The following is a 14,341-nucleotide window of genomic DNA, read 5'->3' as shown; positions in this document are numbered from 1 at the left end:
GTAAGCGTGCGTCGCTGGCCACGGGCGAGAATTACACCACCAGGACCGTCGCCGGCGACGCCCCGGAGCCGAACGGTTTTCTCCCGCAGTCCCCCAACTCGGGTATGAACCTCTCCGTCGTCGATCTGTCGCCGGTCCCCGAGGGCGGGACCGCGACCGACGCGTTCGCCAACACCGTCGCGACCGCGAAGCAGGCCGAGCGGCTCGGCTTCGAGCGCTTCTGGGTCGCCGAGCACCACGGGATGGCCGACCGGCTCGCGGGGACGACGCCCGAGGTCCTGCTGGGCCACCTCGCCGCCGAGACCGAGTCGATCCGGATCGGCTCCGGGGCCGTCCTGCTCAACCACTACAACCCCTTTAAAGTCGCCGAGCAGTTCGGCGCCGTCGACGCGCTCGCGCCGGGGCGCGTCGACGCGGGACTGGGCCGGGCGAACGGCTCGCCCGCCGTCGACCGCGCGCTCGGGACGGACCGCCGCGTCGAGGACCCCGACGCGGACCACGCCGAGAAGATCGAGGCCGTGATCAACCACCTCTACGACGACTTTCCGCCGGGCCACCCCTACGCGGACGTCGAGATCCCACGGTCGGGCGCCGAACCGCCCCGACCGTGGGCGCTCGGGTCGAGCACGTCGAGCGCGACCATCGCCGGCGAGCTGGGGCTCCCCTTCTGCTTCGCCGCGTTCATCCGCCCGCAGTTCGCCGAGTACGCCTTCGAGGACTACCGCGAGGCGTTCGAGGCGTCGTCGCTCGCGGGCGGCGTCGACGAGCCGACCGGGATGGTCGCCGTCAACGCCGTCTGTGCGGAGACCGACGAGAAAGCCGCACGGCTGCGGGCGACGGCCGAGGCATCCTTCGATCGCATGCAGCGCGGCGAGGTCGGCACGGTCCCCTCGGTCGAGGAGGCGATCGACGAGCTGGGCGGCGTGCCGGAGCCGACGCCCGCGACGCTGGACGCCGACGAGTGGCCGCGGGCCATCTCCGGGAGCCCCGAAACGCTCGCGGGCCTCCTCGAACAGCTCGCCGACCGCGTCGGCGTCGACGAGGTGATGATCCAGCACACTGTCGCCGACCACGACGACGCGCTCCGGTCACACGAGCTGCTGGCCGATGGGGTCGGACTCGCCGCGCAGTAAGAGATCGGAGGGACACCGGAAAGCGGCCGAGCGATCGCTGGGTGGCGGGAGCGCTCGGCGGCGGGATCGCGTCGAGAAGGGCGAAGAAACCGGGGAGAAAGAACGGCGAGAACGGCGAGAACGGCGAACTCGTCGAGCGGGAGTTTAGTCGGCCGCTTCCGAGACGGTCTCGGCTTCGGCTTCGGCGGCGGCTTCCTCTTCTTCTTCCTCCTTCTCCTTCTTCTCCTTGATCTTCTTCAGGCGGAAGATCTCCTCGCGCTCCTGCTCCTGGAGCTTCTGCTCGATGTACTCCTTGTTCGTGTGGAGGTCGGGCAGGACGGTGAACTCGAGGGCGTTGACGCGCCGCTTCGTCGTCTCGATCTCCTCGAGCATCTTCTTCATCGCCGTCTCGACCTCGGCGGCGAGGATGATCGTCTCGAGCAGCTCCTCGTAGGCGTCGGCCGCCTCGTCGATGCGGGCCGAGGAGCCGAGCAGGCCGTAGCCGCGCTCGTCGAGGGACTTCTTCACCTTCGAGGACTCGATCTGCGGGACCACGACGCCCATGATGTTCTTCGACTGGGTCGTGATCTCCGGGTGCTCCTTCAGCGCGGAGGCGGCGCCGCGGACCGCGACGTCGCCCTCCATCGCGCGGGCCATGTCGATCTTCCGCTGGGCCGTCTCGTAGTTCTCGCCCATGTCGGCGCGCACGTCCTGCGCCTGGTCGAGGATGTCCATGAACTCCATGATGAGGCCGTCACGCTTCTGCTCGAGCGTGTCGTGGCCCCGCTCGGAGAGCTCGATGCGATCCTCGATCGCCATCAGATTCTTGCGAGTCGGTTTGACGTCCTTGGCCATTACTGGACCCTTCCGGGCCGAGGCGGAAAACCTTTTACAGTTCTCCCGGCGGTCGCGGGGCGGTTCCGGGGGTGTACACCCCCGTTTCCGGGGTCGTCCGCGGTCGACGGCGCGGTGCGTGTCGCAGGGCGGGCGCTGTTCACGGCAGCACGCCGACGAGCACGTCCCACAGCGCGGGGGCTCGGAGCAGGTCGCCGTAGCCGAACCGGATCAGCCCGGCGACGGCGACCAGCTCGACACCGGTGACGAGGACCGTCACGAGCGTCGCCACGTTGCTGTCGACGTTGACGCCGACCGGCACGTCGAACATCCCGTCGTACGGGTACAACACGGCGATACCGGCCTGCGTCCCGAGCAGGTCGAGCACGAAGTGCGTCGCGATTCCGATCCAGACGTAGTAGAGGTTGCCGTAGAAGACGGGGAAGAGGACGAACCCCGCGAGCACGAGCGCGTTGTGGAGCGTCTGTCGGTGCGTGCCGAACGCGGTGTCGACGTCCGGGAACAGCGCGCCGACGACGACCGGGATCGTCACCATCCCGATCGTCGACAGTGTGTCGACCGACAGCGACGGATCCAGCAGGACGCCGATCCCGATCCCCAGCAGTAACGCGTTGAGCACGTGATCGCCCTTATTCATGGTCCGTTCTCGGACGCGGGGGTCCCATCTCTTGTGGTTCGGATCAACGAAAACACACGAACGCGATGCGGTCGGCTATGCCGAGCGTTCTCTTGCGAGAACACTATCGAGCTACTCGGCTAACCGTAGAAATCCGCGGGCTATCGCTCGATGGCGTAGACGTAGCCGTCGTTGCTGCCGAAATAGATGGTGTCGTCGGAAACGACGGGCTTCGAGTGGACAGCGACGGCAGTCTTGAACTTCCAGTAATGCTCGCCCGTGGCGGCATCAACCGCACGGAGATATCCGTGATTATCGCCGACGTAGACGGTGTTACCTGCGACTGTCGGAGACGAGTTGATCCCTCCTCCGAATGCTTCGCTCGTCCACTCGACCTCTCCCGTCGACGTATCCACTGCGTACAACGTTCCGATCCAATTTCCGAAATATACGGTCCCCTCAGAGACGGTTGGAGTAGAATTGATCCCGGCCTCCGTTTCTAGCGACCAGAGCAGCTCGCCATTATCTCGATCCAGCGCGTACAAATTCGCATCTGTCGAGCCAACAAAAACGCGGTTGCCTGCAACAGCGGCTTTGACATGGATCAAATCAGCAGTAGCGTATTCCCATTGGAGCTTACCTTCGGATTTATCGAACGCGTAGAGTAAACTGTCCCAACTACCAACATATACAGTTTCTTCGTGTACATTTGGCCCGGCCCCTACTGTTCCATCGGTCTGGACAGCCCATCGTTTACTCCCCGAGTCCGCATTGACAGCGTAGACGTATGAATCGGAACTTCCGAAGTACACTGAACCGTCTACCACTGTCGGAGTACTCCAGATGTCATTACCTGTTTCGAAACGCCATCGTTCGTTGCCACCGCTATCTACAGCATAGAGGGTGCTATCACGACTCCCGACGTAGACCGTCTCGTCGTCAACGGCGGGAGTCGCCCAAATTTCATCATTAGTATCGAACTTCCAGTTGAGTTCACCTGTCGTAGAATCCAGTGAGTGAAGATTCTCATCAAAACTCCCGACGTACAGTTGCCCTTCACTGAGTATCGGCGATGATGGAACTCGACCCTTAGTTTCGTATCGCCAGCGAAGGCGTTCCGGGTCCGGCGTCCACGGCTCCGATGGCTCGTTGCTGATCGTAATGCAGCCTGCAGTTCCAACGGCGGCAAGCGAGACGGACGAGAGAAACGCGCGACGGGAGTAGGACATGCTGGTGATTACCTCTCTATTGCGTACAGGTAACCGTCGTTGCTGCCGAAGTAGATGGTGTCGTCGGTGACGACGGGCGTCGAGTGAACCGCGTTGCCGGTCCTGTACTTCCAGCGGTGGTCGCCCGTTGCTGCGTCGAACGCGTGGAGATACCCACGAAGGTCGCCGACGTAGACGACGCCGTCCACGACCGTGGGATCGCAATTGATCGTCCCGATAGGTTCATCGCTCGTCCAGCGAATCTCGCCCGTTTCCGCATCCAGCGCGTAGAATGTCCCACCGAGGTCGCCGAAATAAGCAATTCCCCCCGAAACGGCTGGAGCGGAATTGAGTCTGGTAGTAACCTCTTGGGACCAGATCCGATTTCCATTCTGATCTAACTTATAGAATTTTTTATCATCTGAGCCGAAGAAGAGATGATCACCCTTCACTACCGGGTCTACCGAGATCGCCCCGCCGGTCGTGTATTTCCAGAGGAGCCTTCCGTCGTTTATATCGAGAGCATGGAGGGATCCCTCGTCGTTGCCGACATACATCGTCTCGTCCTGGATCGCTGGTCCGGATCTGACTCCTGATTGAGTCTGGTAGGCCCAAGACTTCGTTCCTGAACTGGTTTCGATAGCATAAATCCGGCCATCGTTGCTGCCGAAATAGACGAAGTCGCCCTCGATAGCTGGGTTACTGAAGATACCATCCGCAGTTTCGAACCGCCATCGTTCGCTACCCTCGGTACTGATCGAGTAGAGGTTGCGATCTCGAGAACCGAAATAAATTGCATCGGCCTCACCTATCGGATCTGTCCATATTTCACCGTCAGTTCCGAACTCCCAGTTGAGAGTACCGGTGGATGCGTCGAAAGATCGGAAATACCCGTCGTGGCTTCCGACGTAGAGACTCCCATCATCGAGAGTTGGCGACGCTGAAACTCGTCCATCGGTTTCGTATCTCCATCGGAGTCGTTCCCGGTCTAATTCCCATTCATTAGGGGACTCGCTCGTGATACTCACGCAGCCAGCGCTCCCGACAGCGAGCGAGACGGACGAGAGAAACGCACGACGTGAGTGGGACACGCTGGCTACCTCTCTATAGCGTATAGATACCCGTCGTTGCTGCCGAAGTAAATGGTGTCGTCCGTGACGATGGGCGTCGAGTGGACCGCGTTGCCGGTTTCGTATTTCCAGCGGTGGTCGCCAGTCTGTGCGTCCAGTGCGTGAAGGTGCCCGCCGAGATCGCCGACGTAGACCACGCCGTCAACGACCGTCGGGTCGCAGTTGATCGTTCCATACACTTCCTGGCTAGTCCACCGAACATCTCCGGTGTCCGCATCGAGTGCATAGAACACACCGGCCATGTTTCCGAAGTAGACGGTGTCAGCGACGACCGTCGGCGACGAATTGATTCTGGTATCGATATCGAACGACCAGACGTGGCTTCCGTCGTGCCGATTCAGGGCGTAAACCGCGTCGTCGTCGGAACCAAACAGCACCCGATCACCATCAAGAGCCGGATCCACGGAGACGTCTCCCTCGGTCGAGTATGACCAGATAACGTCACCAGTTTCGGTATCGAGCGCGTATACGGAATCGTCCCGACTACCGACGTAGAGTGTCTCCCCCATCACAGCTGGTCCGGAAACAACAGTGTCGTCGGTTGCGCATCGCCACTTCTCCACACCCTTGTCGGCACTAACCGCATGGACATTACCGTTGCTGTTTCCGAAATAGACCGTGTCATCCGCTATTGCAGGGTTACTGAAGATGTTATCCTTGGCTGGGAATCGCCACTCTTGATTACCGGAGATGCTGATCGAATAGAGATAATTATCGAGGCTCCCGAAGAATAGCCGATCCTCGTGAATCAGGCAGTCAGTCCAAATTTCGCCGCCCGTTTTGAATCGCCAGTTGACGTCGCCACTTTCCGGGTCGATAGCTCGGAAATGACCGTCGTGGCTCCCGACGTAGATCGTTCCGTCGTGTAACACCGGGGAGGCTGATACTCTCCCGCCCATCCATTGTCGCCAGCGAAGGCGTTCCAGATCGGGTGTCCACGGTTCCGAAGGTTCGTTGCTGATCTCAATACACCCCGCTGTTCCCGTAACAGCGACTGAAAGTGCCGAGATTATTTTTCTCCGACTCGTAAATGAGCCATTATTCATTTGGCTGTATCTGGTTTTCCCAGGGCAGTTCTTGGACTGACGAAATGTCAAATACCTCACTGGGTTTGTCTATCGGATTTCCGTCAGCATCATAACCGAGTGTTTCCCTCGGAACTTGGAAGAGCGTCTCAGACACCTCCCAATCTTCTGGGAGAGTTTTTAATATCTCTTCTATTCCTTCAGATAGCCGTTCCTGTCTCGATTCTGTGTTTTCGAGTAGCCATCCGTAGAACCCTAATGGTGCGTGATAGGGTGTTAGGCCGGCGGATGCCTGAGCTAAAAAGGCAATGACATGAGGATTTTTATACTTCTGACGGGGGTCGTATGGCATCTTTTCCAGTGATTTACGTTCTCCGTCTATATAGGTTGCCAGCGAAGGATACTGGCTCGCATCCCAAACCCTGGCGTATCGTCGTCCATCGGCAAGAACTATGAATTCAGTAAAAGTATATGTATTTGGAACAACTGTTAGCTGGGCGATAAGAGGTTGAATCTGGATCGGGGCAGCCAACATAGCCAGTTCAGCAACAGTCTGGTCAACTCCCCAATCCCAAACCGTATTAAAGAAGGCCGCTGCATTTTCACTGACTCTTTTTGCCCAGTTCGCAACGAAGCCCGCATAGCCGCCTGAGATCGTCAGAACACGCACTCCTTTTACGCCATCGAATTCGAAATCAGTATCATATTTATAATGTCTTGGTTTTCGATTTGATCGATCGCTAAATCCACCGTGCCATTTTTGAGCAGGAATTCCACTAACATCAGCCTTAGGTGTGACTGTGATGGGGTTTTCTCTTTGTTTGAGTGAGATTCTTTCGTCACCTGGTTCGATTCCTGACTCGTTGAATTTTATTTCTACTGATTCATCATCAATATCGCCACTTTTTGTCTCGAAAGATACCTCAATTTCGTTCTCAAATCTAAATATACCAAATGCCTCTGAACCAAATTCGTCCGAATATTTACGTTGAACCTTATTCCTGGCCTCCTCAAGATCGACCGGTAGCTCATCGTTTCCAGGCCTCACATCGTCCTCCACATACGTCTGATCGCCTTTGAGCCAGCTGTCGAGGACGGGGTCAACCGGAAGCTCCTGCTCGAACCAGTCACCTGCTTCGATAGTCGTGTCTTCGTCGAAGAACTCCAGTAAGCTACCTTCGAGTGGGCTCCCCCCTTCGGAGATGTTCTCGTTTCGACCCGGAATGAACTGAAGCGTCGTCACAGAAGCAGAAACCCTCGATTCATCGGTTATGGTTATCGTCTCGTTTAGATCCAGCTGAATCGGCTGCTGATCAGCAGCACGGAGAATCCAGGTATTGATTCCGGAATCAAAACTCGGATCGATCGTAATCTCGAATCCATCTTTCAAACCGCCTCGGAATACACCACCATCCGTACAGCAAGGGTACCACCGCCAACTCGCCTGCTGATGGCTGTATGAGTCGCCGGAGTCATCTGTAACTACCCAGCTTCCGGTTTCAGGCAAGCCAGTAAATGACAGAGTAACGTTCCCTCCAGAATTGGTGTTTGGCTCGTCGTGGATTATGAAGAGGCTGAGGCCGTTTGGACCGTCGTAGAGGAACAACTGTGACGTGTCCTCGCGCTCCAAGTCCAGCGGCGTATTCGCCGATGCATTATCGGGATAATCATAGCTGTAGAACTCTTCTGCAGTGTTGTTGTTATTCGACAGCGGTTCGATTTCGTACGTGGAATCGCCCTGAGTTAGTTTATAAGTCATTCCCATCCACCTCCAATTTCGAAAGTATCACCATCGATCGTATACTCGAAGCGTGCCGGACCGACCACTTCGAACCTGTACGAAACTTCGTGACCGTCGCTAAACACAAGTCGACCACGCTCGAATCCCTCGCTACGTTCCTCAAAAACTCGATCGACGATCATCCCGTGGTTGCGGTGAAGAGCGGTCTTTTTTCGCTGCTTCTGGGCCTCATCGATACGCGGGGCTGACTCCAAAAGGCGAATGTCGTCAAACACGGCCAACCCTTCGTAGTCGAAGCCGCCTTCGTTGTGACCCCTGGGACCGCCGTCAGGTTCGTGATCTTCGAGATACCAGACAATTTCCAGCCGTTTGGCTGTCTGCAACACCGAATCCGATAGCTCACTCATGTCCCACTGAAGCTGAGTTGGAGTGAGCTGGGGGACCGTCTTTAATTCGGAATCGACGACGTTCTCGTTCTTATTCCGCGACGAGCCGTTACCAGTGGAACCCCCGCCTTGATCCCCTGAATGATGAAGTCGAAATCTAAATGAGAGGTCCGAATCAGTCTTTTCGGCGGTAGCGATGACATGCATTCGAAGGAACGGGTGGCCCAGGAAATCAGCATCCTTGACTTGTCTTCGATTCTCGATTAGGGGGAACGTGTCGCCGTCAATTTCTACAGCGAGCCCACGTTGCCCACTCACAACGCCTGCAGGAAAGTCATCCTCAGCAATGCGATTGAGCTCGGTCCTCCCTGGCGTAGTCCATCCGTCGAGTCCGGTTTCGAAATCACCGAGAACAACGGTCTCCGAGTTCGGATTACTGTTGGACTGACCATTCGAACTGGTGTTGCCGGAAACTCCGGATGGAAGCATGCCAATCCCTCCGACAACTGGCACCGACTTGAGTAGACTACGGCGTTTTGTCAACTTACGCTTCGAGTTAGTTTGCTTCATGGTTCTTTCGTTGATTCAATAATAAATAAAATTTGCCACAAGAATATCAGAATTGATTCTTATGTGCAAAATAGTGGTGCTACTAATCTCTGAAAATTATTTGCGCCACAGAGATGTCTCTATCCCCCTAATGAGGTGCTTATACTGCTAAAAATAAGCAGGTAGGTGAATTAGTCCGCGGCTTCGACGACTTCGCGCTCGGAGTCCTCCTCGCGGTAGTACTCCTCGATGAACTCCTCGTCGACGCGGTTGAGTTCCTCCTTCGGCAGCATCGAGAGGAGGTCCCAGCCGATCTCCAGCGTCGTCTCGAGCTCGCGGTTCGTCTTGAAGCCCTGGTCGACGAACTCGGACTCGAACGCGTCCGCGAAGTCGAGGTACTTGTTGTCACGCTCCGAGAGCGCCTCGCGACCGACGATGTTGACGAGGTCGCGCAGGTCCTCACCCTCGGCGTAGGCGGCGTACATCTGGTCGGAGACGTCGGCGTGGTCCTCGCGGGTGAGGCCCTCGCCGATACCGTCGTCCATCAGCCGGGAGAGGCTCGGCAGCACGTCGACCGGGGGCTGGACGCCCTGCGACTCGAGGTCGCGGTCGACGTAGATCTGGCCCTCGGTGATGTACCCGGTCAGGTCCGGGATCGGGTGCGTGTCGTCGTCGCCCGGCATCGTGAGGATCGGGATCTGGGTGACAGAACCCTCGCGACCCTCGATCCGGCCGGCGCGCTCGTACAGCTGCGCCAAGTCGGTGTACATGTATCCGGGGTAGCCACGGCGACCCGGCACCTCCTCGCGGGCTGCACCGATCTCGCGCAGCGCCTCACAGTAGTTGGTCATGTCCGTGAGGATGACGAGGACGTGGTAGTCCTTCTCGAACGCGAGGTACTCGGCGGTGGTGAGGGCCATCCGCGGGGTGACCGTCCGCTCGACGGCGGGGTCGTCCGCGAGGTTCATGAAGACGACGGAGCGCTCGAGTGCACCGGTGCGCTCGAAGTCCTCCATGAACTCGTTGGCCTCCTCCTGGGTGATCCCCATGGCGCCGAAGATGACGGCGAACTCGGAGCCCTCGCCGTCCTCGCTCTCCTCGTCCTCTTCAGGCACGCTGGCCTGACGGGCGATCTGGAGCGCGAGGTCGCTGTGCGGCAGGCCGGAGCCCGAGAAGATCGGGAGCTTCTGGCCGCGCACGAGCGTGTTCATCCCGTCGATGGCGGAGACGCCAGTCTGGATGAACTCCTCGGGGTAGTCACGCGAGTACGGGTTGATCGCCTCGCCGACGATGTCGATGCGGTCGTCCGGGACGATCTCCGGACCGCCGTCGATCGGGCGGCCGGACCCGTCCAGCACCCGCCCGAGGAGGTCCTCGGTGACGGGCATCTTCATCGTCTCGCCCAGGAACCGGACGGACGCGTTCTGGTCGATGCCGGAGGTGCCCTCGAACACCTGGATGGCCACGAGGCCTTCCGAGGATTCGAGCACCTGGCCGCGCAGCGTGTCCCCCTGCGGCGTCTCGATCTCGACGATCTCGTTGTAGCCGATGTCCTCGTCGACCTCGGCGTACACCAGCGGGCCGCTGATCTCGGTGATTGTTTGGTACTCTTTCATGGTTAGTAGAGTGCGCGGAGCTGCTCTTTGATGTCCGCCTTGAGCTCCTCGACGTACTCCTCGTAGTCGTCCTGGACGTTGATGCGGTTGATCCGCGGGGCGGCGTCGATGGCGATGATCTCGTCGACCGGGACGCCGGCCTCCAGTGCGGAGAACGCCTCGTCGTTGAACGTCTTGATCGTCGTCAGCATGGAGAACGTCTTCTCCGGCGGACAGAACGTGTCCACCGGGTGGAAGGCGTTCTGCTGGAGGTACGCCTCACGCAGGTAGCGGGCGATCTCCAGCGTCAGCTGCTGGTCCTCCGGCAGCGCGTCCTTCCCGACGAGCTGGACGATCTCCTGCAGCTCGGCCTCCTCGTCGAGCACGTCGATGGCCCACTGCCGCTTCTCGGGCCACTCCTCGTCGACGTTGTCCTCGAACCAGGGGTCGAGCTGCTCTCGATACAGCGAGTACGACTCGTTCCAGTTGATCGACGGGAAGTGGCGGCGCTCCGCCAGGTCCGCGTCGAGCGCCCAGAACGTCTTCACGATACGCAGCGTGTTCTGGGTGACCGGCTCCGAGAAGTCGCCGCCGGGCGGGGAGACCGCGCCGATGGCCGACACCGAGCCCTCGGTGCCGTTGATGTTCTCGAAGTAGCCGGCTCGCTCGTAGAACTGCGCCAGGCGGGCGGCGAGGTACGCGGGGTACCCCTCCTCGCCGGGCATCTCCTCCAGTCGGGAGGAGATCTCGCGCATGGCCTCGGCCCACCGCGAGGTGGAGTCGGCCATCAGCGCGACGTCGTAGCCCATGTCGCGGTAGAACTCGGCGATGGTGATCCCCGTGTAGATACAGGACTCACGCGCCGCCACCGGCATGTTCGACGTGTTGGCGATGAGCGAGGTACGGGCCATCAGCGGGTTGCCCGTCTTCGGGTCCTCCAGCTCGGGGAAGTCCTCGATGACCTCGGTCATCTCGTTGCCACGCTCGCCACAGCCAACGTAGATGACGATGTCCGCGTCGGCCCACTTGGCGAGCTGGTGCTGGGTGACCGTCTTCCCGGAGCCGAACGGTCCCGGAATGGCGGCCGTGCCACCCTTCGCCAGCGGGAACAGGCCGTCGAGGACGCGCTGGCCCGACACCAGCGGCGTCCGCGGCGTCTGCTTCTCCTCGGAGGGCCGCGCCTCGCGGACGGGCCACTCCTGGCGCATCGTGATCTCCTCGCCGTTGTCGAGCTCGACGACCGTGTCGGTGACGGTGAACTCGCCGGCCTCGACGGCGACGACCTCGCCGCCCTCGTAGTCCGGCGGCACCATGACCTTGTGGTCGATGGTGACCGTCTCCTCGACGATGCCGACCACGTCGCCGGCCTCGACGACGTCGCCTTCCTCGACCTCGGGCTCGAACTCCCACAGCTCCTCGAGGTCGATACCGGGCGCGTCGACGCCACGGTCGAGGAACGCACTGTCCATTTTGTCCTCGAGCACGTCCAGGGGACGCTGGACGCCGTCGTAGATGGCGTCCAGCACACCCGGACCGAGGTCGACCGACAGCGGCTCGCCCGTACTCTCGACGGGTTCGCCGGGGGCGACGCCCGAGGTTTCCTCGTACACCTGAACGGTCGTAATGTTGCCCTCGATCTCGATGACCTCACCCATGAGGCCCTCCTCGCCGACGTACACGACGTCGTTCATGCGAGCGTCGAGATCGCGGGCGGTCACGACCGGACCGCTCACGCTCTGGATAACACCGGTGTCGGTGATCTCCGTCGCTGTTGCTTGACTCATTGTATTAGTCTTCCTCCATCAGGTCGATTCCGATCGCGCGTTTGATCTGCTCGCGCAGCCCGCCACTGCCGGCGCCGTCGGCGCCGAGCGTGACGAGCACGGGCTCGATGCTGCCCTGTACGTCCTCGCGCACGCCGCGCGAGAGGTACGACAGGTCGTCGTCGTGCATCACGATGATGCCGACGTCCTCGTCAGCGAGGGTTTCCTCGACGGCCTCGTCGAGGTCCGCCTCCTTCCGGTCGTCCGGCACGTTCTGACACTTGCGGACGCCGGCCAGCCGGAAGCCCGTCGTGAAGTCGGGGCTCCCGATTACGGCGATTTCCTGGCTCATTGTATCACCAGCTCCTCTTCGATCTGTTCGTCCGAGAGCCCGGCTTCCTTCCCGCGGGCGATGGCCCGGATGTTCTCGACCTCGCGCTCCTTGGCGAGGATGTACGAGATGACGGGCGTCACGGACGTGGGGTGAATCGTCCCCAGTTTGTCAGCGTACTCTAGCAGCGCCGTCTCCGTCGCGTGCTCGAACGCGATGAGGCTCTCCGCATCGCGAAGCTCGGCCAGCGCGTCGCCGATCTCGCCGCCGTACTTGCTCTCCTCGAGGTACGTGACGAGCTCGTCGACGTTGTTAGCGAGCCGCGAGAGGTCCGAGCGCGAGAACAGCTCCCCGCCTTCGATGTAGTACTCCGCGGGGTCGATCTCGGCGCCGGACCGGGCCAGCCGTAGCGCGTTCCTGGCGTTCCGGAAGTCGATCTCCGCCTGCAGGAACTCCCGGTACTGCCGGATCGGCTCGCCGCCGGGCAGGTTATCGAGCAGGCGCTCGTAGAACGCGCGGTCGACGGCGTTCTCCAGCGGCACGAGCACGCCGCTCTCCTCGTACTCCGGGAGGGCGGCGTCGAGGGCGTCACCGTAGATGGTGTCCTCGAGGATCTCGACGACGGCCTCGACGGAGTCCGCCTCGAGCAGCCGCCGGATGCGGCGGTCGTCGAACTCGCCGGCCCGGATGAGGTCCACCTCGACCTCCTCCTGGGAGGCGTCGGTGTAGATGCCGCGGATGATCGTCTTCACGTTCCAGGCGTCGAACTTGCGCAGGTACCGAACGACCAGATCGTAGATCCGGCCCTCGCTCCAGTCGAGGATGGCCTCGAACTGCTCGGCGAGGTCCTTGTTCAGCGCGTACTCGATCAGGTCGACGCCGGAGTGACGGCTCCCGAGCGCGTTGATCGCCGCCTCGTAGGTCGACTCCTCCATGAAGCGAGCGATCTCCGACGGGGTCATCCGCGTCAGCTTGCGGTACTCTTCCCCGCCGTACAGCTTGCCGCGACGGGCGCGAACCCGCGCGACGACGTACTCCGGGTTCGAGCTCCCTGCGGCGCTCATTGTTCGAACAGGCGCTCCGAGAGTGCTTTGAGTTCGTCGTCCCAGACCGATTCCAGGACGGAGTCGAACGTGTTATTCACGCGAACGCGGGAGACGTCGCTTTCCGCGACGACGCCGCCGAGGCAGTCGACCTCGCCGGCGACGTACGCGTCGACCTCGTCGAGCTCGTCGACGAGGTCCTCGAGCAGCTCCTGGTCGTCCGCACGACCGTACACCGCGACCTCACCGTCGGCGTCGAACGATTCGACGGCACCCTCGAGGAGGGTGCGGGTGAGCTCACGGCGGCGCTCGCCTTCGAGGTCTGCCAGCTCCGACTCGACCTGCTCGCGGACGTCCTCGAGGACGTCGCGGCGGGCCGACAGTCGCTCCTGCTTGGCTTCGAGCTTGGCGGACGAGAGCGTCTGCTCCCGCTCCTGCTCGATCTCCTCTTCGACCTCTGCGAGTCGCTGCTCGCGGATCTCCTCCGCGTCAGCCTCCGCCTCGGCGATAATCTCCTCCGCCTCGGCCTCGGCGTCTTCGCGGATATCCTCCGCACGCGCGCGGGCTTCTTCTCGTATGTCCTCAACGACAGTTTCCAAACTCATTGATTGAAAGGGGGGGGTGGCCGTTAGACCAGGAAGACGACGACGAGCGCCAGGATGACGAGCGTCTCGGGGAGGACAGTCAGAATGAGACCGTTGACGAAGAGGTCCTCGTCCTCGGCCATCGCGCCGACGGCTGCGGATCCGATGCCTCGCTCCGCGTAGCCTGCGCCAGCGGCCGCGAGGCCGACTGCGAGCGCGGCTGCTGCAGAGGGTTCCAGTGCGGGACCGCTTTCCTGAAGTACGACCTGACTGAGTGCGAGTGCGTTTTCGAACATGGGTAGTAGTTAGGGTGCTCGTCTCCGAACAGTCGTTAGTGTCTCCACGACGGTCATAAAGCTTCTCAAAACGTTCGAAGAATCCGTCGTCAGTGGCGCTCTTCGGA

At 60.6% G+C, this 14,341-nt stretch carries 14 protein-coding genes; 1 reads left to right on the top strand and 13 read right to left on the bottom strand.

Annotated features, from left to right (window positions below):
- The first annotated feature begins 104 nt into the window (after positions 1-104).
- Positions 105-1,133, top strand: coding sequence for an LLM class flavin-dependent oxidoreductase (locus ACQE3M_RS04715; RefSeq protein ID WP_430504314.1), 1,029 nt, complete (start codon positions 105-107; stop codon positions 1,131-1,133).
- Between the two features lie 144 nt (positions 1,134-1,277).
- On the opposite strand, the gene ACQE3M_RS04710 is transcribed toward ACQE3M_RS04715, so the two are convergent.
- The 13 genes from ACQE3M_RS04710 to ACQE3M_RS04650 all read right to left on the bottom strand — a co-directional run bounded on the left by ACQE3M_RS04710 (position 1,278) and on the right by ACQE3M_RS04650 (position 14,234).
- The gene (locus ACQE3M_RS04710) at positions 1,278-1,967 is read right to left on the bottom strand and encodes a V-type ATP synthase subunit D (RefSeq protein ID WP_430504313.1); all 690 of its coding nucleotides are present in this window, start codon (positions 1,965-1,967) and stop codon (positions 1,278-1,280) included.
- A 139-nt stretch (positions 1,968-2,106) separates the two neighbouring features.
- Positions 2,107-2,604, bottom strand: coding sequence for a metal-dependent hydrolase (locus tag ACQE3M_RS04705; protein ID WP_430504312.1), 498 nt, complete (start codon positions 2,602-2,604; stop codon positions 2,107-2,109).
- 140 nt (positions 2,605-2,744) lie between these two features.
- On the bottom strand, positions 2,745-3,812 hold the full coding sequence (locus ACQE3M_RS04700; protein ID WP_430504311.1) for an outer membrane protein assembly factor BamB family protein: 1,068 nt from the start codon (positions 3,810-3,812) through the stop codon (positions 2,745-2,747).
- Between the two features lie 8 nt (positions 3,813-3,820).
- On the bottom strand, positions 3,821-4,882 hold the full coding sequence (locus tag ACQE3M_RS04695) for a beta-alanine-activating enzyme beta-propeller domain-containing protein (protein ID WP_430504310.1): 1,062 nt from the start codon (positions 4,880-4,882) through the stop codon (positions 3,821-3,823).
- 5 nt (positions 4,883-4,887) lie between these two features.
- Entirely contained in the window at positions 4,888-5,967 is a 1,080-nt protein-coding gene (locus tag ACQE3M_RS04690) for an outer membrane protein assembly factor BamB family protein (protein ID WP_430504309.1), read from the bottom strand.
- Entirely contained in the window at positions 5,960-7,705 is a 1,746-nt protein-coding gene (locus tag ACQE3M_RS04685; protein ID WP_430504308.1) for a hypothetical protein, read from the bottom strand. Before ACQE3M_RS04685 ends, ACQE3M_RS04690 begins: the two co-directional genes overlap by 8 nt.
- Positions 7,702-8,643, bottom strand: a complete 942-nt coding sequence (locus tag ACQE3M_RS04680; RefSeq protein WP_430504307.1) for a hypothetical protein — start codon at positions 8,641-8,643, stop codon at positions 7,702-7,704. Before ACQE3M_RS04680 ends, ACQE3M_RS04685 begins: the two co-directional genes overlap by 4 nt.
- 170 nt (positions 8,644-8,813) lie before the next feature.
- Positions 8,814-10,238 carry an ATP synthase subunit B gene (locus ACQE3M_RS04675; RefSeq protein ID WP_430504306.1) on the bottom strand — a complete coding sequence of 475 codons (1,425 nt, stop codon included), beginning with the start codon at positions 10,236-10,238 and terminating at the stop codon, positions 8,814-8,816.
- A gap of 2 nt (positions 10,239-10,240) precedes the next feature.
- Positions 10,241-12,001 (bottom strand): ATP synthase subunit A, encoded by a 1,761-nt coding sequence (locus ACQE3M_RS04670; RefSeq protein WP_430504305.1) that lies wholly within the window; start codon positions 11,999-12,001, stop codon positions 10,241-10,243.
- 4 nt (positions 12,002-12,005) lie between these two features.
- Positions 12,006-12,332, bottom strand: a complete 327-nt coding sequence (locus ACQE3M_RS04665; RefSeq protein WP_430504304.1) for a V-type ATP synthase subunit F — start codon at positions 12,330-12,332, stop codon at positions 12,006-12,008.
- The gene (locus tag ACQE3M_RS04660; protein WP_430504303.1) at positions 12,329-13,375 is read right to left on the bottom strand and encodes a V-type ATP synthase subunit C; all 1,047 of its coding nucleotides are present in this window, start codon (positions 13,373-13,375) and stop codon (positions 12,329-12,331) included. The genes ACQE3M_RS04665 and ACQE3M_RS04660 overlap by 4 nt, the downstream gene beginning before the upstream one ends.
- On the bottom strand, positions 13,372-13,959 hold the full coding sequence (locus ACQE3M_RS04655) for a V-type ATP synthase subunit E (RefSeq protein ID WP_430504302.1): 588 nt from the start codon (positions 13,957-13,959) through the stop codon (positions 13,372-13,374). The genes ACQE3M_RS04660 and ACQE3M_RS04655 overlap by 4 nt, the downstream gene beginning before the upstream one ends.
- Positions 13,960-13,982: 23 nt before the next feature.
- Positions 13,983-14,234 carry a hypothetical protein gene (locus tag ACQE3M_RS04650; RefSeq protein ID WP_430504301.1) on the bottom strand — a complete coding sequence of 84 codons (252 nt, stop codon included), beginning with the start codon at positions 14,232-14,234 and terminating at the stop codon, positions 13,983-13,985.
- Between the last annotated feature and the right edge of the window lie 107 nt (positions 14,235-14,341).

The organism is Halosubterraneus shenae (assembly GCF_050510935.1).
In the GTDB taxonomy this organism is placed as follows: domain Archaea; phylum Halobacteriota; class Halobacteria; order Halobacteriales; family Haloferacaceae; genus JBDGPU01.
This window is presented reverse-complemented; position numbering and strand designations above follow the sequence as displayed.